The 22,899-nt window shown below is 35.3% G+C and carries 15 protein-coding genes and 2 pseudogenes; 10 read left to right on the top strand and 7 right to left on the bottom strand.

Features of this window, described 5'->3' with window-relative positions; translation table 11 throughout:
• The first annotated feature begins 62 nt into the window (after window positions 1–62).
• Window positions 63–847, top strand: a pseudogene (locus H1X92_RS14470) (DUF418 domain-containing protein).
• 11 nt (window positions 848–858) lie between these two features.
• Here H1X92_RS14470 and sanA read toward each other — a convergent pair.
• From sanA to metG, 4 genes are all read right to left on the bottom strand, one after another.
• A complete protein-coding gene (gene sanA, locus H1X92_RS14465) occupies window positions 859–1,554 on the bottom strand; it encodes an outer membrane permeability protein SanA (protein WP_180560805.1) in 696 nt (231 codons plus the stop codon).
• A 357-nt stretch (window positions 1,555–1,911) separates the two neighbouring features.
• Window positions 1,912–2,607, bottom strand: coding sequence for a CidB/LrgB family autolysis modulator (locus H1X92_RS14460; RefSeq protein ID WP_180560804.1), 696 nt, complete (start codon window positions 2,605–2,607; stop codon window positions 1,912–1,914).
• A 5-nt stretch (window positions 2,608–2,612) separates the two neighbouring features.
• On the bottom strand, window positions 2,613–3,068 hold the full coding sequence (locus H1X92_RS14455; protein ID WP_370520704.1) for a CidA/LrgA family protein: 456 nt from the start codon (window positions 3,066–3,068) through the stop codon (window positions 2,613–2,615).
• A 133-nt stretch (window positions 3,069–3,201) separates the two neighbouring features.
• Window positions 3,202–5,229, bottom strand: coding sequence for a methionine--tRNA ligase (metG, locus tag H1X92_RS14450; RefSeq protein ID WP_180560803.1), 2,028 nt, complete (start codon window positions 5,227–5,229; stop codon window positions 3,202–3,204).
• A 216-nt stretch (window positions 5,230–5,445) separates the two neighbouring features.
• Between metG and apbC the strand changes: the two genes are divergently transcribed.
• The 4 genes from apbC to asmA all read left to right on the top strand — a co-directional run bounded on the left by apbC (window position 5,446) and on the right by asmA (window position 9,993).
• Window positions 5,446–6,558 (top strand): iron-sulfur cluster carrier protein ApbC, encoded by a 1,113-nt coding sequence (gene apbC, locus H1X92_RS14445; protein WP_180560802.1) that lies wholly within the window; start codon window positions 5,446–5,448, stop codon window positions 6,556–6,558.
• 185 nt (window positions 6,559–6,743) lie between these two features.
• Window positions 6,744–7,385, top strand: coding sequence for a uridine kinase (udk, locus tag H1X92_RS14440; protein WP_180560801.1), 642 nt, complete (start codon window positions 6,744–6,746; stop codon window positions 7,383–7,385).
• Between the two features lie 41 nt (window positions 7,386–7,426).
• Window positions 7,427–8,029: a dCTP deaminase gene (dcd, locus tag H1X92_RS14435; protein ID WP_180560800.1), complete on the top strand. Its 603-nt coding sequence runs from the start codon at window positions 7,427–7,429 to the stop codon at window positions 8,027–8,029.
• A 140-nt stretch (window positions 8,030–8,169) separates the two neighbouring features.
• Window positions 8,170–9,993: an outer membrane assembly protein AsmA gene (gene asmA / locus H1X92_RS14430; RefSeq protein WP_180560799.1), complete on the top strand. Its 1,824-nt coding sequence runs from the start codon at window positions 8,170–8,172 to the stop codon at window positions 9,991–9,993.
• A gap of 63 nt (window positions 9,994–10,056) precedes the next feature.
• Here asmA and H1X92_RS14425 read toward each other — a convergent pair whose 3' ends face one another.
• Window positions 10,057–11,637, bottom strand: coding sequence for a TerC family protein (locus H1X92_RS14425; RefSeq protein ID WP_180560798.1), 1,581 nt, complete (start codon window positions 11,635–11,637; stop codon window positions 10,057–10,059).
• Between the two features lie 232 nt (window positions 11,638–11,869).
• Here H1X92_RS14425 and gndA point away from each other — a divergent pair, with 232 nt between their 5' ends.
• The 3 genes and pseudogenes from gndA (at window position 11,870) to H1X92_RS14410 (ending at window position 16,491) form a co-directional block, all read left to right on the top strand.
• Complete coding sequence (gene gndA, locus H1X92_RS14420) at window positions 11,870–13,288, top strand: NADP-dependent phosphogluconate dehydrogenase (RefSeq protein ID WP_180560797.1); 1,419 nt, start codon at window positions 11,870–11,872, stop codon at window positions 13,286–13,288.
• A gap of 627 nt (window positions 13,289–13,915) precedes the next feature.
• Window positions 13,916–15,388, top strand: coding sequence for a DASS family sodium-coupled anion symporter (locus H1X92_RS14415; RefSeq protein ID WP_180560796.1), 1,473 nt, complete (start codon window positions 13,916–13,918; stop codon window positions 15,386–15,388).
• Window positions 15,389–15,531: 143 nt separating this feature from the next.
• Window positions 15,532–16,491 (top strand): annotated as a pseudogene (locus tag H1X92_RS14410) (aldo/keto reductase).
• Between the two features lie 101 nt (window positions 16,492–16,592).
• On the opposite strand, the gene H1X92_RS14405 reads toward H1X92_RS14410, so the two are convergent.
• Entirely contained in the window at window positions 16,593–17,600 is a 1,008-nt protein-coding gene (locus H1X92_RS14405) for a glycosyltransferase (RefSeq protein WP_180560795.1), read from the bottom strand.
• 595 nt (window positions 17,601–18,195) lie between these two features.
• On the opposite strand from H1X92_RS14405, the gene H1X92_RS14400 reads away from it, so the two are divergent.
• Window positions 18,196–18,996, top strand: a complete 801-nt coding sequence (locus H1X92_RS14400; protein ID WP_180560794.1) for a glycosyltransferase family 25 protein — start codon at window positions 18,196–18,198, stop codon at window positions 18,994–18,996.
• An 81-nt stretch (window positions 18,997–19,077) separates the two neighbouring features.
• Here H1X92_RS14400 and H1X92_RS14395 read toward each other — a convergent pair whose 3' ends face one another.
• Window positions 19,078–19,881 (bottom strand): glycosyltransferase, encoded by an 804-nt coding sequence (locus H1X92_RS14395; protein WP_180560793.1) that lies wholly within the window; start codon window positions 19,879–19,881, stop codon window positions 19,078–19,080.
• A 587-nt stretch (window positions 19,882–20,468) separates the two neighbouring features.
• On the opposite strand from H1X92_RS14395, the gene H1X92_RS14390 reads away from it, so the two are divergent.
• Window positions 20,469–22,895 carry a DMSO/selenate family reductase complex A subunit gene (locus H1X92_RS14390; RefSeq protein WP_180560792.1) on the top strand — a complete coding sequence of 809 codons (2,427 nt, stop codon included), beginning with the start codon at window positions 20,469–20,471 and terminating at the stop codon, window positions 22,893–22,895.
• Window positions 22,896–22,899: the final 4 nt, after the last annotated feature.

The following is a 22,899-nucleotide window of genomic DNA, read 5'->3' as shown; positions in this document are numbered from 1 at the left end:
TTATTGGTTTAATACATGGCATTGGATTATGGGATGGTGATATTCTCTTGCCTTATGCTTTGATGGGGCTATTAGCCATAAAAATTATTTATTTTAATAGCCTTAGACAGTTATATTATAAATCTATTGTTATCTATTTATCTGGCTTAATTATTTTTTCCAGTTTTAGTTATTTTACTGATGCCTCGTCCTTTTGGTATTTTGCAGAAAATAATTTTATTGAAGAAATTAACATTAAAATAGCTGGTGGATGGCAAGCTTTTTTATATCGGGCTGAATCGGTCGCACAGAGATTAATTTTGCTAGTGATCGGCTATGGTTGGCAGTTATTGGCACTCATGATAATGGGGTCAGCATTAATAAGAAACGGATGGTTGACTGGGCATTTTTCTTTATTTCATTATCGCTATGTTGCATATTGGTTAATCCCGGTAACTATTATTATTCAATTATTTTCTATAGCAATTCAGTATTACTATGAGTGGAATTATATAGCCACTGGCCTATTAGGATTTGTTATTAATCAGCTAATTATTCCGATTCAAGTTGCTGGTTATATTGCTATTATTTATGGTTTTTGGCCGCAAATAAAAAATATCTTTATTATTAGATGGCTACAATCAATAGGTCGTATGGCTTTAACTAGCTATTTATTACAGACATTAATCTGTACAACTATTTTTTATCGTCTAGGTTTTTTTGCTCAATTTAGTCGCATTGAATTACTTCTTTTTGTATCGCTGATTGGCTGATTAATATTTTATTTGCTGTATGTTGGTTGAAGTATTTTACTCAAGGCCCGATAGAGTGGTTATGGGGTTATTTAACCAATAAATGTGCTAATTGAACTGGCTAATATTATTTGAGTTCATCAGGTAAAACGGCCGGATATCCTTTGATCCCCTCAGGCATTTTTATCGGTGCAGGAATAGACTCTTGTTGACCTAAAAAACGGGGTTCACTTTTTAATATATAAAGATCAATCAGAGCATTAATACGGGCAAAAACTTCGCGTAAACGAACTTTAATGATTTTTTTAGGTGAAGAAACTGCATAGCACTGTGCATCTATCCCTTTTTTTATAGCGATAAAGAGTGCCCTTTCACAATGAAAACGTTGGGTAATAATAGTAAAGTTGTTGGTGGCAAACACTTGGCGAGTTCGGATAACCGAATCTAATGTTCGAAAGCCGGCAAAATCCAGTACAATTTTTGCAGCCGGTATACCAGCAGCGATCAAATCTCTGCGCATGGTGATCGGTTCATTGTAATTGTAATGTGCATTATCACCACTAACGAGTAAGTATTTTATTTTACCGCTATTGTAAGCATTTATGGCGCCTTGAATTCGATACTTATAGTACTCATTAGGTAAGCCGGCGGAATAATATTTTGCGGTGCCCAATATCATGCCAACAGTACGTGGCGGCAATTTTTTTACATCATCATAGATATAATCATTAGTTTTCCAGCTAATCCACCGATCGAATGCCAGAGTGGCAACAATTGCTGTCACTATAATAATAAGTAAACTATAAATAAGAAATTTCCTCATCACCTATGCCTATAGATTAAAGGATAGAGAAAAACTGCTCAACTCTAACTATTTTACTTATGATCATGCGGCTTCCTGATTAATTTAACAGTTTATTGTTAGATAAGACTTATAATAGTCAGAAGGGAGTAAGTTTGTAAATATGATATTCAAACGAGCAGAAATTACCGTCAATAAATTGATCGAACGCCTTGTCCAAGATCGCTGTAGTTATACGCTAGATTTGATTTTAATTTATTCGACTTTATTATAAAGCCTAAAATTAAAGTTAGGGCTTGCTAGTGAGGTTAGATTTTCTTGCCTATAAAAATAGCGAAAGTGTTTATAGTTTTGCTGAGTCGTTTTATCGATAATAATTTAATTTAATAATTCCATTAGTAAAGGAAAAATAAAAGGCGCAATTAATGAAGTAATAATGCCACAAGTCATCAATGCAAGAGAACTATATGCACCTTCAATGTAGTTTATCTCGGCGCTGCGCGCCGTACCCACGGCATGTGAGGCTGCTCCCATCGCTAATCCTCGAGCAATAGGGTTTTTTATCCGCAATAGATTAAACAGTAACTGCCCAAACATAGCACCAAAAATACCAACTAAGATCACACAAGCGGCACTGATGGCAGGCACGCCGCCAATGGCCTCTGATACAGCCATAGCAATGGGTGTTGTCACTGATTTTGGCAGTATTGAAGCGGCCATTTCGACGGTTGCTCCTGTCCATAAGGCAATTGCGGTTCCGGTTACCATGGCAATAAGACTACCAATAAAACAAACGCTAATAATGGATTTCCATTGGGCGCGAATCTGATGTAACTGTTCATATAATGGCAAAGCTAAGGCAACAACTGCCGGCTGTAACAAATCATTCAGAATACGACTACCAGAGAAATAATGGTCGTAAGAAGTCTGCGTTATTAATAAAATAGGAACAATGATGCTGATTGAAATCAGCAAAGGATTTAGAATGATCAGTTTATATTTTTGGAATAATCTTCTTGCTAATAAGAAAACAATAATGGTAAATGGTAGTGACCACCAGATATGATTTATCATTATTATTACTCGTTATTTGGCCTATTTTTTGGGGCTGAATTTTGTTTTTTTCTCTGTTGTTTATAATTATCCAAGGTATTTATGTTAGTTTCACGATGAATATAATGTGAGCTATAAGCAACTATAATCATAATAATCAATGTACTAACAATGCACGAAAGCAAAATAGGGATAATTTGTTGGCTGAGCTTATCATAATAATTCATTATGCCTACTCCGATAGGAATAAATAGCATGGTAATATTTTTTAGTAATAAATGACAACCCGGCTGTATCCATTCTACCGGTATGATCTGTATTGTTAACATGCTAAATAAGATCAGCATACCGATTATACTACCTGGCAAAGAAAAAGGCAGTAGAGTTGAAATTAGGTTTCCTATTATTAGGCAGAGATAAATGAGTAAAAAAGCACGTAGATACTGCCAACTAATATAAAGAATATTTTTAACAAACAACATAATACCAGTCCTATAACAAAACATACTGCTAATACAATTAACCCATTTAATGGGTTAGGCTGGTGTAATAAGTGAGTTTAAAATGGCGAAAATAGTATTGTCGCCATTTTTATTTAATGTATTTATTATTAATTTATTTTACCTGCATACCAGGTTTGGCGCCAGCATCAGGACTTAATAGAAAAATATCTTTGTTACCAGGTCCGGCTGCTAATACCATTCCTTCGGAAACACCAAAGCGCATTTTTCTTGGCGCTAAATTAGCGACCATAATCGTTAAGCGGCCTTCCAATACTTTAGGATCCGGATACGCTGTACGAATACCCGAAAAAACTTGTCGGCAGCTATCACCTAAATCTAATTGTAGTTTGAGCAGCTTATCGGAGCCTTCGACTAAATCAGCTTGCTTAATTAGAGCCACTCGTAAGTCTACTTTGTTAAAGTCATCAAAACTAATTACATCTTGGCTAGGATTTTCTGCATCTAATTGATTAGTCATTGTTTGTGCCGTTATATTTTCGCTAGATGCCGCTAACATCGCGGTTATATTGTTCATTTCAATTCGCTGGAATAAGGTTTTGAATGGCGTAATTTCATGATTTAACAATGGATTGCTGATATCATCCCAGTTGAGTGAAATATTTAAAAAAGTTTCTGTCCGGCTGGTAAGTCCCGGTAATATGGGTTTTAAATAAGTCATTAGCACACGGAATAAATTGATACCCATAGAACATATGTCATGCAAATCTTGTTCGCGTCCTTCTTGCTTGGCAACTACCCAGGGTGCCTGCTCATCGATATATCGATTGGCCAAATCGGCAAGTAACATAATTTCACGAATCGCTTTATTATATTCACGTTGACAAAACTCTTGACCAATTTTGTCTGCGGCGGCAATAAATTGCTGGTAAAGTTCGGGAGCAGCAAGGCGCGATGATAACTTACTATGAAAGCGTTTAGTGATGAATCCGGCATTGCGTGCTGCAAGATTGACAACTTTATTAACAATGTCGCTATTTACCCGTTGGACAAAGTCTTCTAAGTTAAGATCAATATCATCAATGCGCGAAGAAAGCTTAGCAGCATAATAGTAACGCAAACAATCAGCATCCAGTTGATCTAAATAGGCGCGCGCGGTAATAAAAGTACCTCGTGATTTGGACATTTTTGCGCCATTAACAGTGATATAACCGTGAACAAAGATATTGGTAGGTTTACGATAACCACTACCTTCTAATATTGCTGGCCAAAATAGACTATGGAAGTAGACAATATCTTTGCCGATAAAGTGATAAAGATCGGCAGTAGAATCTTGCTGCCAATAACTAGCAAAATCAATATTCGGTTGTTTTTCACATAGATTTTTGAATGTTCCCATATAACCAATTGGTGCGTCTAACCAGACGTAAAAATATTTGCCAGGCTCATTAGGAATTCCAAAACCAAAGTAAGGGGCGTCACGAGTAATATCCCATTGCTGTAAACCCGCCTCAAACCACTCTTGCATTTTATTCGCCACTTGTGGCTGTAAAGCACCTGAGCGCGTCCAAGTTTGCAACATATTACTAAATGCAGGTAAATCAAAGAAAAAATGCTCTGTATTGCGCATTTCAGGCGTCGCACCCGAAATCACCGAATGGGGATTAATTAGCTCCGTTGGGTTATAAGTAGCACCGCAGACTTCACAATTATCACCGTATTGATCAGCAGCCTGGCATTTGGGGCAACTCCCTTTAACAAAGCGATCGGGTAGAAACATTCCTTGCTTAGGATCATAAAGTTGTGAGATTGTTTTGCTTTGGATAAAACCGTTCTTTTTTAGTGTCAAATAAATTTGTTCAGATAAAGTTTTATTTTCTACACTATGAGTTGAATGATAATTATCATAACTGATAGCAAAGTCAGCAAGATCGTGTTGATGTTCCTGATTTACTTTACTAATCATTTCCCCAGGCGTTATACCTAATTGCTGAGCTTTTAGCATGATTGGCGTGCCATGGGCGTCATCGGCACAGATAAAGTAAACTTGTTTGCCGCGCATTCGTTGATAACGAACCCAAATATCGGCCTGAATATGCTCTAACATATGGCCAAGGTGAATTGAACCGTTAGCATAAGGTAACGCACAGGTTACCAAAAGATTTTTCGCGACTTGAGACATAATAAGGATCTAACTTCCATAAAAATTGAACAATAATTGATGTTAACCGATTGTGTTTTTTCCGGCTAGGCCTAAACATGACTAATCTATCATTATTTTATCGTAATTTTGCTTGATAAGTGTCGTTTTCATTATCTATTTATCTTAATTAAATTGTTCTCTGGTATGATGCCGTGATCAATTGTTGATAATTTAATACTAATAAAAGGAGCTGCGATGAATTCAGGATCCTTCGAACAGATAAAGCCAGAACAGTTAACTCAGCAAGTCGCTGAGGTTTTGGACACATTTTCCCATCCTACACTGCAAAGTAATCTGAGTAAATTAAAAGCATTATATCATTGTGTGTTATTGGAAGATGTTTTGCATATTGAATTAGTGATGCCGTTTGCCTGGAAAACACCTTTTAAACTATTAATTGAACAGAAAACATCACAATTACGAAAAATAGCCGGTGCGCAAGCCGTAGAGTGGAAATTACGTCATAATATCAGTACATTACGTAGAGTGAATGATTTGCCAGGCGTTAATGGAGTGCGCAACATTATTGCGATCAGCTCAGGTAAAGGGGGAGTTGGCAAATCAACCACGACAGTGAATTTAGCGTTAGCATTGGCGCAAGAAGGCGCGAAGGTAGGTATTCTGGATGCGGATATTTATGGTCCCTCTATTCCGACTATGTTGGCAACTAAAAATCAGCGGCCCACCTCACCAGATGGGCATCATATGGTACCTATAATGGCTTATGGTCTGGCAACTAATTCAATTGGTTATTTGGTTAATGATGATAATGCGATGATATGGCGTGGTCCAATGGCTAGCAAAGCTTTGATGCAAATGTTACAGGATACCGAATGGCCAGAATTAGATTATTTAGTCGTTGATATGCCTCCGGGAACCGGTGATATCCAATTAACATTATCACAGAATATACCCGTTACGGCTGCAATTGTTGTTACTACACCACAAGATATTGCTTTGCTTGATGCGATGAAAGGCATTGCGATGTTTGACAAAGTAAAAGTGCCGGTATTAGGAATTGTTGAAAATATGAGTCTCCATATTTGTAGCAATTGCGGTCACATAGAGCCTATTTTTGGTTTTGGTGGAGCAGAAAGATTGGCGGAAAAATACCAGTGTAAGCTATTAGGTAAGATACCGTTACATATTTCGCTGCGTGAGGATTTAGACCAAGGTCAACCAACGGTTATTCGAGATCCAGATGGGGAATTTGCTGATATCTATCGGGAAATAGCCTCGGCGATTTCTGCTCAAATGTTCTGGGCTGGGGAAAAAATTCCCACAGAGATTGCTTTTCGCACTATTTAAACTGATTAATCCCATGACTTATTGATTGAAAATAGAGGTAAGGTGATAATTATTGTTAGGTCTTGTTATAAAATTAGCTAGACCTAATTTTAAATGCTGGAAGATACTAAAATAACCCCTTATAATTCCGGCGATCATAATATTTAATTATATTAATTTCTTTATTCAAATTCAGGTTATTTAAAATGGCTGATACAGCACATAAGTGCGCTATTGTAGGTATATCAGGTGCTTCAGCATCGGGTAAAAGTCTTATTGCGAAAACGCTTTATCATGAATTACGTACTCAGGTGGGTGACCACAATATTGGGGTGATTACTGAAGATTGTTACTATCGAGATCAACATGATATTCCGATGGAAGAACGAGTGAAAGTAAACTATGACCACCCAAACTCAATGGATCATGATCTGCTTTTTTATCATCTTCAATTGTTGAAGAGCGGAAAAGGCATTGATCTGCCGCAATATGATTATACTCAGCATACACGTAAGCGTGAGACTATTTTTTTTCAGCCTAAAAAAGTTATTATTATTGAAGGTATTTTATTATTAACGGATAAGCGTTTACGTAAGAATATGGATTTTGCCATTTATGTTGATACGCCATTGGATATTTGCTTAGTAAGAAGAATTAAACGCGATGTAAATGAACGCGGGCGAACATTAGATTCTGTTATTGAACAATATACTAAAACAGTCCGTCCAATGTTTCTTCAGTTTATTGAGCCATCAAAACAGTATGCAGATATTATTGTCCCTCGAGGCGGAAAAAATCGGGTGGCGATTGATATTCTAAAAGCTAAAATAGGGGAGTTCTGCCAGTAAATCTATAAACAGATTAGGCATTCTCGCAAGGAGATGGAAAAATGCGACTTTGTGACCGCGATATAGTCAAATGGCTTGATGAAAAGAAATTGGTTATTGAACCACGCCCATCAATCGAACGAATCAATGGGGCAACAGTTGATGTTTGTTTAGGCAATAAATTTCGAGTATTTCAGGGCTATACTGCACCTTATATCGATCTTAGTGGGCCAAAAAATGAAGTTAATGCTGCATTGGATCGGGTGATGAGTGATGAAATTACCTTAAACCATTATGATGCGTTTTTTTTACACCCAGGTGAATTAGCATTGGCGGTCACTTTAGAATCAGTTACCTTACCTGATAATGTAGTTGGTTGGCTTGATGGTCGTTCCTCTCTTGCTCGCTTGGGATTAATGGTGCATGTCACTGCTCACCGTATTGATCCCGGCTGGTGTGGTCAAATTGTGCTAGAGTTTTATAATTCAGGTAAACTGCCATTGGCGTTACGACCAGGTATGGTTATTGGCGCATTAAGTTTTGAAGCATTATCCGGTTCGGCTGATCGTCCCTATAATCGTCGTCAGGACGCAAAATATAAAAATCAACAAGGTGCAGTAGGGAGTAGAATTAGCGAGGAGGGTAAAAACAATCATAAATTGTGATGTTTTAAGTTAATTAATTCGTTGTTTTCCTAAGATCATGCTATAACCAAAATAATTCTATTTTCTCAGCTTACGGGAAATAAGCTATCTAAAGATGAAGTCATTAATTGGTTGCTTGAGTACCATTGATGGAGACAGTGATGAAACGATTTCTGACAACATTAGTTATCCTGATGGTGGTTATTTTTGCAGGATTAACGGCGCTAGTGTTGCTTGTTAATCCCAATGATTTTCGGCACTATTTAATTGATAAAGTTGAACAAAAAAGTGGCTATCATTTGGTTTTTCAAGGCGAAATGCGTTGGCATGTATGGCCCAGGTTAAGTATTATTACTGGGCCGATTTCACTCACTGCGCCAGGCGCGACTAAGCCAGCAATTAGTGCAGATAACATGCGGCTTGATGTCTCGTTATGGCCATTAATTTCCCACCAACTTTCGGTTGAAGAGATTGTAATTAGTGGTGCAGTTTTGCGCTCAACTCCTGATAGTGAAGCAAAATTAAATCAAGATGCTCCCATTGCACCAGAAAGCCTTGATCATATTAGTAGAAAAAATAATATTGATAATAAAAGGTTATTTGAGATTAATAAAATTACATTGACCGATAGTCTGTTAATTTGGCAGTTGAATAATGATAGCCAGTTAAACATGCGTAATATTATGTTGTCACTGAGTAGGCAAGATGATCATTTCATTAAAGTTAACTTTAGTAGCAATGTGAGTAAGGATCAGCAAGATCTAACTTTTTCTTTAAAAAGTAAGCTAAATATTACAGATTATCCGCATCAAATCACTGGCGAAATTAATCAATTAGAATATAAGATGAGTGGTATTAATTTACCAACAGATGGAATTAGTGGTAATGCAACTTTATTGTTTGATTATTGGCGTGAGCAGCAACCCGTATTAACCCTTTCTAATTTAGCTATTAATATTAACGATAATCATTTAACTGGCAGTCTAGTTGCTCATTTAGGTAAATCGCCAGATTATCAATTAAATATTGCTTCCGCTAAACTGGATCTAGATAAAATTTTAGGTTGGCAACCCCTATTGCAGCCTTTGGCAGAGATAAAGATAATACCACAAACAAGTACTAAGCCTGTTATTGCGACAGCTAAAACAGATAGTTATGATTTAAGTTATTTAAAACAATTTCCATTTCAAGCGACAATTTCTGCCGATAAACTTATATATCGAGGTTTAATTATAGATGGCTTCCAATCTAAGATAACCAATAAAAAAACTTTATTAAATATTAGTCAGCTAGAAGGTGGATTATTAGGTGGCAATTTTGAGCTACCTATTAGTTTGAATTATGAAAATAGTCCGGTTATTGTCACGGCTAAACCCAGATTTAATAAGGTTAAGTTGGCTCCTTTACTTCAAGCATTTAACATGCCTACTAAACTAGATGGTTCTCTGGTGCTAGCTGCGAAATTATCAGGGCCTGGTTATGGTAAATTTGCGGTGCTAAATTTTTGGTCCGGTACTGCTAATGTGACGTTATCCAAGGCGCAATTAACAGGATTAAATATAGCTTCACTGATCCAACACGCTTTTTCACGTCTTACTGATAAAGTTGATACTCCGCAAAATCAGGCAGATAATACTCAAATTGAAAATTTAAACGTTGATACAAAACTTAACAAAGGTCTGTTATCGTTCTCAAATTTGGTTGCTTCTTCTGACGCTATCAATCTCGATGGTAACGGTTGGCTAAATTTAGCGAGTAAATCAGCAGACGTAAAATTGCAGGTTAATATTCATAAAGGCTGGCATGGGGATGATAATTTTATTAATAAATTGAAAAAATTGGTAATTCCTCTGCGTATTTATGGTAAATGGCAAAATTTACAATATCAATTGAATATTGAAAAATTGCTGCGTGATGAGCTTCAATCTCAAGCTAAAAAAGCATTAGATAGTTGGTTAGAAAAAGAAGCTCAATCGCAAAATTAGTTTAAGCTAAATCTTTCTAGTAAATTTAACGCGCTAAATTAAGCGCGTTAAGATTATGTTAGATTAATGTTTTGTTTTAACTTCTTTTTTAGCCAGTTGCAGGGGGGTGATCAGCACCTTTTTAAGGCGGTGACTGGTTACTTCTAACGGTTCAAAAATCCAGTTTTCAATTTTGATACGTTCACCGACAACCGGCATTCGTTGTAGGTGCTCCATCAATAATCCGGCAATCGTCTCATATTCACGTTTTTCATCAAGCGTTATTGGCACATAAAGGGTCAAATCTTCTAACGGCATAAAGCCATTAGCAACCCAGCGACTATCTTCTAATTGTTGAATATCATGACGAGAATCCACCTCTTCTTCACTGATTGGCATATTACCGGCAATAGTTTCCATAATATCTGTCAGCGTAACAATTCCTTCAACAGAGCCAAATTCATCAACAATAAAGGCAAAATGGGTATGCGCTTTACGAAATTGCTCTAATGCTTGAAGTAGTGATAAACCTTCAGGGAAAATTAGTGGTTGAGTAATTAGGGCATGTAAGTTAAGTTTTTGCTTTTTCAATTGTTGATTTAATATGTCGATAACATGTATAACCCCGACAGGCTCATCGCTTATTGATTCATCCGTAACAACAAGACGTGTATGGGGTGTTTTTTCTAACAACGAAAGTAGCTTATCCGCAGGTTTGTTGATATCAATATATTCAACGTCATGGCGTGAAGTCATAATACTACTAACATTACGTTGAGCGAATCCTAATAAACGAACAATCATTTGACGTTCTTGCGGATCAAAAATGCCATTATTATCAGAAATTAAATCAGAGGTACGATGATCTAACTCAGCGCGTTCATGTTGACCATCTAAAACCCGCAATACTGCTTCAGCAGTTCTTTCGCGTAGTGATTTGGTGCCTTTTAAAAAACGGCGTCGATTAAAGGAAGCAAATTGATTAAGCGATTCAATTATAATAGAGAAACCAATAGCGGCGTATAAATAGCCTTTCGGTATCTGATAACCGAATCCTTCAGCCACTAAGCTAAAACCGATCATAAGTAAGAAACTAAGGCAGAGAATAACAATAGTTGGATGGGTATTAACGAACATGGTTAATGGTCTACTAGCAATAATCATTAAGATCATTGCAATAGTGACTGCTGCAATCATAATGCCAATATGTTCAACCATACCAACGGCAGTAATCACTGAATCAAGTGAAAAAATAGCATCTAATACAATGATTTGTGCTACAACAGCCCAAAATTTTGCCGTTTTGCGTTGTTTGCCAGATTGTTTATCTTTACCTTCTAACCGCTCATTAAGCTCCATAGTGGCTTTAAAAAGCAGAAAAAGTCCACCACCAAGCATTAATATATCGCGCGCGCTAAATGGGTGATCCCAAATGTTAATAATAGGATTGGTTAAGGAAACGAGTAAAGTAAGACTAAACAATAAGATAACACGCATAAATAGTGCGCATGTTAAACCAGTTATTCTTGCTTTATTACGTAACTTGGCTGGTAATTTATCCGCTAAGATCGCAATAAAAACTAAATTATCAATGCCAAGCACGATTTCGAGTACGATAAGAGTAAGAAGCCCCGCCCACATCGTAGGATCAGCGATCCATTCCATAAAATTTATTTTACCCTCTAATATGACGGCTTATGCCGACCTTTAGAATAATGGGCACTTTGAACAAAAATTTCAATATAATAACGTTTTTTTAATCGTTTTTAGCCTAAATATCGTGTTGTTAACGGCATGAAATACTATCACCAAACTATAGAGTAAGTTAATATATCAATACGTAAAAATATATTTGCTCGTTAACTGTGGGTAATGAATTGTCAGGCAGGAGTTTTTCATGTCAAAACAACAAATTGGTGTAGTTGGTATGGCTGTTATGGGGCGTAATTTGGCGCTCAATATTGAAAGCCGGGGTTATTCGGTTTCGATTTTTAATCGTTCTAAAGAAAAAACCGATGAAGTGGTTAAAGAAAATCCAGGTAGAAAATTAATCCCCTGTCATACGATTAAGGAATTTGTTGATTCATTAGAAAAACCACGTCGTATTTTATTAATGGTAAAAGCGGGTGAGGCGACAGATAAAACTATAGCTTCATTAACACCATATCTGGATAAAGGTGATATCCTAATCGACGGTGGTAATACTTATTTTCAGGATACTATTCGACGTAATCAAGAACTTTCAGCGCAAGGGTTTAATTTTATTGGCACCGGCGTCTCTGGCGGTGAAGAAGGCGCATTAAAGGGGCCTTCTATCATGCCTGGTGGGCAGAAACAAGCTTATGACTTAGTGGCACCTATCTTACAGCAAATTGCTGCCAAGGCCGATGGAGAGCCTTGTGTAAGCTATATTGGTGCTGATGGGGCAGGTCATTATGTAAAAATGGTACATAATGGCATCGAGTATGGTGATATGCAGCTTATTGCTGAAGTTTATTCAATTCTCAAAAACGCATTAAAGTTAAATAATGAAGAATTAGCCGATATTTTTACTGAATGGAATAAAGGTGAATTAAGCAGTTATCTAATCGAAATTACGGCGGATATTTTTCGTAAGAAAGAAGATAAAACTGGTAATTATTTGATTGATGTTATATTGGATGAGGCTGCAAATAAAGGAACCGGAAAATGGACCAGTCAAAGTGCATTAGACTTGGGAGTACCGGTCACGCTTATTACTGAATCGGTATTTGCACGTTATCTTTCTTTTTTGAAAGTGCAGCGGGTGGCAGCGGCAAAAATTCTGACTGGGCCGGTTGTTAATTCATTTAAAGGTGATAAGCAGGAATTTATTGAAAAGGTTCGCCGTGCACTTTATTTAGGTAAAATTGTGTCTTATGCACAAGGTTTCCAGCAATTAAAGGCCGCATCGGATGAATATAAATGGCAGCTAAATTATGGTGAAATTGCTAGGATTTTTCGCGCAGGCTGTATTATTCGGGCGCAATTTTTGCAAAAAATTACCGATGCGTATAGCCAAAACCCGTCTTTAGCAAACTTAATGTTAGCGCCTTATTTTAAAAACATTACTGATGAATATCAGCAATCATTACGCGATATTGTCTGTTTTGGTATACAAAATGGTATTCCGTTACCTACACTTACGGCAGCAATTTCTTATTATGATAGCTATCGTTCTGCAGTTTTACCGGCAAATTTAATTCAGGCACAACGTGATTATTTTGGCGCTCATACTTATAAAAGAATTGATAAAGAAGGTATCTTTCATACTGAATGGTTAGAGAAAAAAGAGTAGCTTAACTGATATAAAATTATTGCATGGTCTTTACCAGTAATGTTAAAGGCCATTTTTATTGGCTTCAAGTTAGTACAGATGGACAAATTTATTTGCTGCTGTATTTTGTCACTTTAATTTTAGCACTATTCAAAATAAATAGATTTATACATTATATTGTAATATAAAATATATTATTTTTTATAAAGTAATTCTTATTTTTAAATGGATTTACTTTTTTATAAAATAATAAATACTGTTTGTTTTTTGACATAATTAAACCATTACTAATTATAGTTAATTTTCTATATTAAGAATATCATTAAGAGTAAAAAATAGAAATAGTTCGTTACAGTAAATTAATAAATAAAATTAATTGTAATTTTTGTAATACATATCACAGTTTTAACATATAAAAATAACTTATTCTTATAATAAAGAGGTGAAAATTAAAAGAATAAGTTAGATAATTTAATAAAATTATAAATCAATATTTCTTTATTAGTAAGCTTGATAAAAATAAATATAGTTACTAATCTATAAATTTATATAATAAGTAGTTGTATGATTTGTTAGCGTGATTTTGTTCATTTATAAGTTGTTAATTATTTCTTGTCTAAATATGTTTCACCAATTGGATAATACAATATGGATAAATTGACCCCATTCAAACCTTTACCAACCATAATTGCTATTACAATCACTCTGATCATCTGGTTTATTATTCCCGCTCCTGACGGTGTAGATGTTAATGCTTGGCAATTATTTGCGCTTTTTATTGGAACTATAACCGCTATTATTGGTAAAGCTTTACCTATAGGTGCAATCTCCATTATCGCTATTGCTTTAATTGCTATTACTGGAGTAACGAATCCCAATAATCCGACGGCAGCAATTAATGACGCATTGAGTGGTTTTTCAAATCAACTTATTTGGTTGATAGGTATTTCAATAATGATCTCTGTTAGTCTAAATAAGACAGGATTAGGTGCTCGTATTGGTTATTATTTTATTTCTTTATTTGGCAAAAAGACCTTGGGTATTGCTTATTCATTAGCGATCGCAGAGACAATATTAGCGCCAGTTACACCAAGTAATACTGCGCGTGGTGGTGGAATTATTCATCCTATTATGCGCTCAATTTCAAATAGTTTTGGCTCTAATCCCGAATCAAGTAGTTCACAAAAAATTGGCCGCTATCTTTCATTGGTTAATTTTAATATCAATCCAATTACATCAGCGATGTTTATTACGGCAACTGCACCTAATCCATTGATTGTCAGTTTGATTATGGAAAATACCACCCCTCCATTTGAGATCAATTGGGGAATGTGGGCAATAGCCGCTTTTATACCAGGCATAATTTCGTTATTCATTATGCCATTAATTATTTATTGGATTTATCCACCTGAAATCAAAGTAACACCAGATGCGCCAAATTTTGCTAAGCAAAAATTACATAAGCTTGGGCCTATTTCGACTGCAGAAAAAATTACTTTAGCGGTATTTGCCATGCTATTGTTGATGTGGGCTGGCGTGCCTGCGCTTATTTTTGGTAGCGCATTTACTATTAATCCTACGGCTGCGGCATTCATTGGTCTTTCCGTTTTACTGTGTACAGGCGTATTAGCTTGGGATGATATTTTGAAAACCAAGGGAGCCTGGGACACAATTACTTGGTTTGCGGCATTGGTTATGATGGCATCTTTTCTAAGTAAGCTTGGACTGACTAACTGGTTTTCTCAAACAGTTGGTGATGCTATTGATCATATGGGCATCGGCTGGATTGGCGGCATGCTGTTACTTGTTTTAATATACGTCTATTCTCATTACTTTTTTGCCAGCACTACCGCCCATATTATGGCAATGTTTGCGGCATTTTTCACTGCTGGATTAGCATTGGGCGCTCCACCTATTTTGCTCGCATTGATCTTGGCTTTCTCTTCATCATTAATGATGTCGTTAACACATTATGCCACAGGTACCGCGCCGATTATTTTTGGTTCGGGTTATACAACTTTAGCTGAATGGTGGAAAATTGGTTTTATATTAAGTGTGGTCAATCTTCTTATTTGGTTTGTCATCGGTAGTTTATGGTGGAAGTTACTAGGTTATTGGTAAGAAATCATCAATATAACTAACTTGTAGTAGTATATCTGTAAGTTAAATAGGCGGTAACGTTTTAAATATAATCTTGTTGTAAGAGCACCATTACAATCTTCTAGTGAGTATATTCGCTTTATTTAATAAATAAGTGAGGAAATATGCAATTGCGTAGGTTAGGTTCAACAGGATTTGTTATTCCACCCCTTGTTTTTGGTGGTAATGTTTTTGGCTGAACTATCAATGAAAAAGAGAGTTTCACCATCTTAGATGCTCTCTATGATAATTGTTTAATTGCCATTGATACGGCAGATGTTTATTCACGTTGGGCAGCCGGTAATCAAGGTGGAGAATCGGAAACCATCATTGGTAATTGGCTGACTAAACATTCCATTGCCAGAGATAAATTAATTATTTTTACCAAAGTGGACGCAGATTTAGGTTCACCCGGTAAGCGAGGTCTGTCTGCTCGCTGGATTATCAACGCGGTTGAGGACTCATTGCGGCGTTTGCAAACAGATTACATTGATCTCTATTTTTGCCATTGGCCGGACATAAATACCCCTCATGAAGAGACGTTAAATGCTTATCTGAAGCTTTTAATAACGGGTAAAATTCGTGCTATAGGCGCTTCAAATTTGGATGCAGAACAATTAAAAACGGCGTTAGAAGTGGCGGATAATCAGTGTTTACCGCGTTATCAAGTATTACAACCGGAATATAATATTTATGATCGTGCCGCTTTTGATGATAAGTTGAAGGAACTCTGTATCAAAGAAAATATTGGTGTTGTCACTTATTATAGTTTGGCATCTGGTTTTTTAACTGGGAAATATCGTCGTCAAAGTGATTTAAATAATAGTCCTAGGAAAAATGATATCGATAAATACCTTAATCAAAGAGGCGAAAAAATTCTCAAGGCATTGCAGGTAGTTGCTGATGATCATCAAGCTACATTAGCGGAAGTTGCGCTTGCCTGGTTAATGGCTTTTAATGGGATCACCGCACCAATTGCTAGTGCAACTACCATTGCTCAAGTTGAAAGTTTTGTGAAAGCCATTCATTTAACATTGACCAAAGCGCAATTTGAATATATAGATTCAGAAAGTAAATTAAATTGAAAATATTTTTTATATCTAATTAATTGAAAAAGTTAACTATAAAATGGATGAATGTTAATTATCAAATAGCAATTATCCATTTTTTGGGCTTTTGTCATTCGCTATTTTTTTTTATAGGCTTTATTAATAAAATAATAGAGATAATTTAATAGCCATTTAAAGTATTTTTTCTTATTAAACATATGCTTCGCAGCATATCTATATTGGTTAGATGTTGATGCTGCCATGAGCGGGGTAGTTTTCCAAGGAGAATTTTCTTTTATTGTGATAAAGAGATGGGTACTTGGGTATTCTGACCAATTATTCCATGGTTTTGTCGGGCCAATATAATGAATGAATTTTACATTATCAATTACAGGAAATAATGTTTTATTTTTTAACTCGTAATTAATACTAAATTGGGTATTAAATTTTTTATCTAAAAATAAAACTTGATTTACCAGCGATATATTCAATGCATCTTGATCATAAAATATAAACTTTGCTTTTGTCTTGTCATCAAGTAATATATTTATTGTTTTCTCAGTTATCTTATTTTTGTGCCATTTATCAGTATCAATTAGCATAACACCTGAGTTAAAGTAACCATTAGCTATTTCTGGTGTTGCTAACATTTCAGCCCGTTTTTTCCACAGGTATTGGTCGCGATCAGCGACAGCAGCAATAATATGCTGGTTTAAATTGATGTCGAATAATTCTGATATATCACCCGAACAAATAATGTCTGAATCTAAATATAATATTTTATTGGTTTTATTATGAAAATAATTTGCAATGATAAAGCGAAAATAGATTGCATTAGACCATAATTTATTTGTTGGTAATTTTTTTAACTGTAGCGTATCAATGAGAAATATTGTTATTTTTGTATTATAAGATTTTGTTAGTTGATCATATTTTTTTAGTTCGCATTCAGAAATCATATCAGTGAAGATATAGAAGTGAAAGGTATAATTTTTATTAAAATGTAGCACCGAACAGATTGAAATCGCTGTGCCAAGGGAGAAATTCATATCTGCGCCGTAAGCAATATGATATTGGCAATTTTTTGCCGCAGCAGATGAGAATTCATAGCTTGTTAGTATGATCTCCTTACTATTGAAATACATTAAGTTTCCTTTTGGCAAAGAAGTATTAATTTTATTGTAAACAGTTACTGATTTTAGCGTTAGTGGAAAGAAAAAACCATCACTATCATTATTATACTTTATAAAAATTGATCAATAAAAATTATATTTTTAGAAATGAATAAAAACTTATACCTTGTTGAAAGTAAAGATAATATATTGTAATGGTTATATGATTTAAAATAATTTTTTATCTGTTTGAAATCAGTTTGTTACGTCAAATTAAGTATTTTTTTTAAATAATATAAATTAGTCTCTCATTTTATTTTTATGATAATTAATATCATGATAGGTAAATATAGTGATTAAATTAATATTATTTTGTATGCATTTAATTAATTAAATTTATTGTTTAATAATTTATTACACATGATAAATAACATTTTTAATTAAGTTTCAACATAATAAATTGTTTTAATTTTTTTTTAAAAATTATTATGCTAGTTTTGTAATGAATACTAGAATAAATCATGCTGATTGCGGTTTAGTTTTGAAAGTAAAAAATAGTCGTAAAATAAAATTGATTAGTTATAATTTATGTTAAAATATTATTAAATATAAAGTTTTGGTGGCGTCAATGAATAAATCTTGCCCTATTTTTATTATTTCTTTAAAAAAGGATACAGATAGAAGAACACAAATTAGTAATGCATTGTCGTCACAAGCTTTACCTTTTACGATGGTTGACGCCATTGAAGGGAGTAAATTGACTAAAGATGACATGCCTTGGTTTAAATCGCCTAATTCTAGCAAATTTGAAGTGAAGGCAAGTGGGGTGAATGAAATTGCCTGTAGTTTGAGCCATCAATCAATTCATCAATATATTATAAAAAAGGATATCGAATGGGCTTTGATTCTCGAGGACGATGTTATTATTGATAAAAAATTAGCCTGTTTAATCAAATCATTGGAGCAGGGTAAAAGTGATTTATTAAAAAAAGATTATGTTTATCTGCTCGGTGGTCAAGAAGGGCTGAGCTCAAGAAAACGAATTTCGTTAAGCTTTTTTAATAAAATAACCATCGCTAATGTGACATTTCGTCTATTAACATATAGCCCAGATAAAATTTTTCGTGCCTGTTGTTACTTAATTCATCGTAGCACCTGTGAAAGAATAATCGCTGAGTTTGCCAGGGAATTTTTTGTTGCTGACTCGTGGGGTTTGTTATATAAAAAACAAGCAGTAAAAGGCTATTATTTAGCCGAAATTATAAAGCATCCGATAGTCACCGTTGAAAATAGTAATTTGGAGGCGGATAGAAGAAAGTATAGTAATAAGGCCGAGAGACGGAAGCGAGGTAGTTTTGAGTCTATTTTTGCTTCTATTTTGCTACAAATTAGGCGTTTTTTACGTTCATTAATTTTTTGGCAAAAATAGTGTTTATATCTTTTTGGGACGTTGCAAGCTAATATTGTTTTTAATACGGATTAATCATAATGATTAATCCGCTAAATGCTTTTACGCTAGAATTTTTTTAAGAGATAAATTCACTCTTTCAATATAGCTATTTTCATAAAAATCTAAGATAGAGTTTTTTATGTTCATCTGTGAGGGTAAGGTTTTATTATTAACGATAGCTTGTAATATATTAACAAAATATGGCATATCATTAACGGGAAATAATTTTCCATTAATATTATTTTTAATAATATCTTCCGGTCCCGTTGGACAATCTGAACTTATTGCATAAATACCGTAGGATATGGCTTCAAGAAGAACCATACCCAGTTTTTCTATGCTGGAAGTCAGGAGTAGAGCGGAAACTGTTTTTATATTATCGTGTATATAAAACCATGGATCTGGCTGCCAGCCATGCCAGTTAATTTTTTTTTCAATATTTAGTTTTTTCGCTAGCTGTTTTAATTGATTGATTTCATTTTGTTCGCCACTACCGACAATATCCAATTGCCAATCACCGCTAATATTTGCCAGGCTAGTAAAAAGAAACGCGAGTTGTTTTTGCCCATCAAAGAATATCCGACCTAAATAAAGAAAGGAGGTTTTATTTTTAGGGCGCGGGATGACAAAATCGTGTTTTTTTATTGGATTAAATAAGGTGAAAATATGACTTTCATCGACGCCGAGGGCAATTAATTGTCTCGTTATACCCGTGCTTATGGCGTAATAGTAATCTGCTTTTAAAAGATATTCTTTTTTATAGCTTCCAACAATGGAAAAGTGTGGCCAGCAAATTAGCGGTATTTTTCTACCTAAGATAAGTTTTCTACTGATGTTTGAGTTATAACAGGCAATTGCATCCAAGGTGATAATTGCGTTGATTTTCTGCTCAATAAGTAATTGTCGCAGTTGCCAAGCATAATGAATACGACGTAGCTTGCCGTTTCTAATGCGAGAATAGAGTCGTGTATATTTTATATTGTCTAACCAATCATCATTTGGTTGAGTCTGTTTATCATTAAAAAAAAAAGCTGACAGTTATATCTGGTCGCCGTTGTTTTAATAACCTGATAAAATCACGACAAACGGTTTCCATACCGCCAAAGCCACTAATGTTGTAGCTAGTTATCAAAATTTTGCTTGGCATCATCTATTAGTCTCATTAAATTTTAGGTTAAATTATGCCTGTTAATTTCGCCTACTATAAAGAAAATACTTTGTCATTTATCAAATAGTTCAGATAGTGTTTTTGATTATTGGAAAATATAACTAGCTAGCTAATAATCGATAAAACGCAATAATTTTATCGCCGTTATTTGGCAAACTAGTGCCTATTACTGCAAATTTGATAAATACCCATCATTGATTTAAATCATAATCTATTTTGTCATTATTTTTTAACATAAAACAATAACGATAATTTGCTGTTATTTTACTATTGGGTAATGTCAATGACTAAAAATAAAACAACACATTTGGTGCAAATGAATCGGCGGGAATTTTTGCAAACTTCAGCGACGATTGCCAGTGTTGCAGCCATTGCTGGCAGCATAACACTTCCTTTCTCTGTTCAGGCCAAATCGACCGGTATTATGCATGATGAAACAGACGAAATAATTAAATATAGCGCTTGCTTGGTTAATTGTGGTAGCCGTTGTACACTCAAAGTACATGTGAAGGATAATATTATTCAACGTATTTCAAATGAAACCTTCTATGATGATAGCAAATTTGGCGAACATCAGATTAGGCCTTGTTTGCGTGGCCGCTCAGTTCGTTGGAAAACCTATAATCCAGATCGGTTAAAATATCCCATGCTACGGGTGGGTAAACGAGGTGAAGGTAAATTCAAAAAGATTAGTTGGGATGAAGCTACAACACTTATTGCGCAGAAGTTAAAGGAAACGATTGAGAAATATGGTAACGAAGCTATCTATTATCAATATGGTACCGGTTCAACTGGAGCAAATTTACATGGCCGTACCGCTTGCAAACGTTTGTTAGCACTTATTGGCGGCTTTCTGGGAGATTATGGTACCTATTCTTATGCTCAATTAACTGAAATTACCCCATTTGTTTATGGTAGTGCTGAAGAAAGTTTATTAAGTGAAATTGCGCATTCTGATTTAGTTGTCATGTTTGGCCATAATTTAGCAGAAACGCGCATGTCTGGAGGTGGTCAGTTTTATGAAACTTTAAATGCGCTGCAAAAAAGCCAAGCAAAAGTCATTATTATTGACCCACGTAATACCGATAGTGTTACCACATTAGGCGCTGAATGGATTCCTATTTATCCTGGCACTGACGCAGCATTAGTCGCAGCGTTGGGTTATGTCATGATTCATGAAGGACTAACAGATGAAGCTTTTCTTGCAAAATATTGTATAGGCTGGGATAAAACGACGTTACCGTCATCGGCGTTACCGAATGCGGCTTATAAAGATTATATTTTAGGTAATGGGGCAGATGGTATTGCTAAAACACCGGAATGGGCAAGTCAACTAACCGGTATTTCAAGTCAACGTATTATTCAGTTAGCGCGTGAAATTGCTAATGCAAAAGCGGCATGGATTTCACAAGGCTGGGGACTACAACGTACGGCGAATGGTGAGCAAGCCTGCCGTTCAATTATGATGCTACCATTGATGAGTGGTCATATCGGTCGTCCAGGTACTAATACCGGGCTTTGGGGTGGTAGCGTTACTTATCCTGTTGCTAGTTTTTCGCTACCCAATCCAGTAAAAACAACCATCCCGACATTTATGTGGAGTGAAGCTATAGTTCGAGGTACTGAATTAACGGCTAAAAACGCCGGTATCAGAGGTAAAGATAAATTAGATATTGGTATTAAATTTTTGTGGTGTTATTCCAGTAATGTAATTGGTAATCAGCATGCAGATTTAAATAAAACGCATCAAATTCTTACTGACGAATCCAAATGTGAGTTTATCTTGGTATGGGATAATCATAATACTGCTTCAGCCAAATATGCGGATTTGTTGCTGCCCGATGTTACCCCGGTGGAAACAGATGATTTAATCAATAACTCATATGCAAGTGGTAGCTATCATTACTTAGTGCGCTTACAACAGGCTATTAAACCACTATGGCAAAATCGGCCATGTTATGATGTGTTAGCCGAGATTGCTGAAAAATTAGGTGTTGCTGCTGAATTTACCGCAGGACGTACTTATCAACAGTGGATCGAATACTGTTATAATAAAACTCGTAAAACTATGCCACATTTACCACCTTTTGAGCAAACTGATGATCAAGGGATTATTGATCGGCGATTAGCCGATAGTGATAAACAAATTGCCCTTAAAGATTTTCGTCAAGATCCAGATAAATATCCACTAAAAACCCCGTCAGGAAAAATTGAGATCTACTCTGAGCAGTTAAATAAAATAGCGCAAGAATGGCAATTACCTGACGGTGATCGTATTCCCGCTATACCTGAATATTGCGCTAATCGTGAAGGTGTTGAAAATGTAGCCCGCAAAAAACAATATCCCTTACTGATGACCGGGTTTCATAACAAAGGTCATGTTCATTCAAGCTATTACAGTGTTGCAATGTTACGTGAAGCTATTCCTCATCAGTTTTGGATTAATCCAATTGATGCAAAGATGAGAGGTTTGAAACAGGGTGATATAGCCGAAATTTATAATGATCGCGGTCGCATATATATTAAAACTAAAATTACTAATCGGGTTTTACCAGGTGTAATTGCTGTTCCACAAGGTGCCTGGCGCAATGTTAATAAGCAAGGAATTGATGTGGGAGGGTGTATTAATACACTAACGTCACTACATCCTTCTCCCTTTGCTAAAGGTACCCCACAACATACCAATTTAGTTGAAGTTAAATGCGCATAAGGAT

The sequence above is a fragment of the Arsenophonus endosymbiont of Apis mellifera genome (genome assembly GCF_903968575.1).
Classification (GTDB): domain Bacteria; phylum Pseudomonadota; class Gammaproteobacteria; order Enterobacterales; family Enterobacteriaceae; genus Arsenophonus; species Arsenophonus apicola.
Note: the sequence above shows the minus strand (reverse complement) of the source record. Positions and strands in the feature narration are given on the sequence as shown.